The sequence below is a fragment of the Protofrankia sp. Cr1 genome, from assembly GCF_963555865.1.
Taxonomy (GTDB): Bacteria; Actinomycetota; Actinomycetes; order Frankiales; family Frankiaceae; genus Protofrankia.
In genome coordinates, this window is record NZ_CAUVXO010000067.1 from 1693 (window position 1) to 2526 (window position 834).

Here is an 834-nt window from a genome sequence, read left to right on the forward strand (position 1 = left end):
CGGGCAGCAGCATCACGGCCTACCAGGGCCCGAACATCCGCTCGGACGTGGCGGCGACCGCCGAGGCCAGGGTGTCGACGTCCTCGCCGCGGGCGGCGGCGATCGCCCGCAACGTCAGCGGTACCAGGTACGGGCTGTTCGGCCGGCCCCGCCACGGCTCCGGCGTCAGGAACGGCGCGTCGGTCTCGACGAGCAGCAGGTCACGAGGTGCGACGGCAGCGGCGTCCCGCAGGCTGCCCGCATTCCTGAACGTCACATTGCCGGCGAATGACATCACGTAACCGGAAGTTGCGCAGATCTTCGCCATGCCGGCGTCACCCGAAAAGGCATGGAAGACCACCCGATCAGGCGCTCCCTCCTCGGCCAGGATCCGCAGCGTGTCGTCATGCGCCTCCCGATCATGAATCATGAGGGTGCGGCCGGTCTGCTTCGCGATCGCGATGTGACGGCGAAAGCTGTCCTGCTGGGCGGCGTGCCGCTCGGGCGGCGTGCGGTAGTAGTCCAGACCGGTCTCGCCGACCGCCCGCACCTTCGGCAGCGTGGCCAACTCGGCGATCTGGGCGAACGTCTGTTCGTCGACGCCGTCGGCGGCGTCGTTCGGGTGGATCGCGACAGCCGCGTACACGTCCGGATGCTCCGCCGCGACCCGCGCCTGCCAACGACTGGTCTCCAGGTCGATCCCCACGCTGACCATCCGGCGGATACCGACAGCACGCGCCGCGGCGACAGCGTGCGCCACATCGCCACCCATGATGTCAAGATGGCAGTGGCTGTCGACCACCTCGACCGACAGCGGCTCCGGCGGCCGCGGCGGCTCGCCACGGCGGCCGGCAT

General features: G+C 70.1%; 1 protein-coding gene. It reads right to left on the reverse strand.

Annotated features, from left to right (window positions below):
• Window positions 1-19: 19 nt before the first annotated feature.
• The coding region (locus U9980_RS08505; protein WP_322767430.1) for a TatD family hydrolase at window positions 20-834 on the reverse strand (815 nt) is incomplete at its 5' end.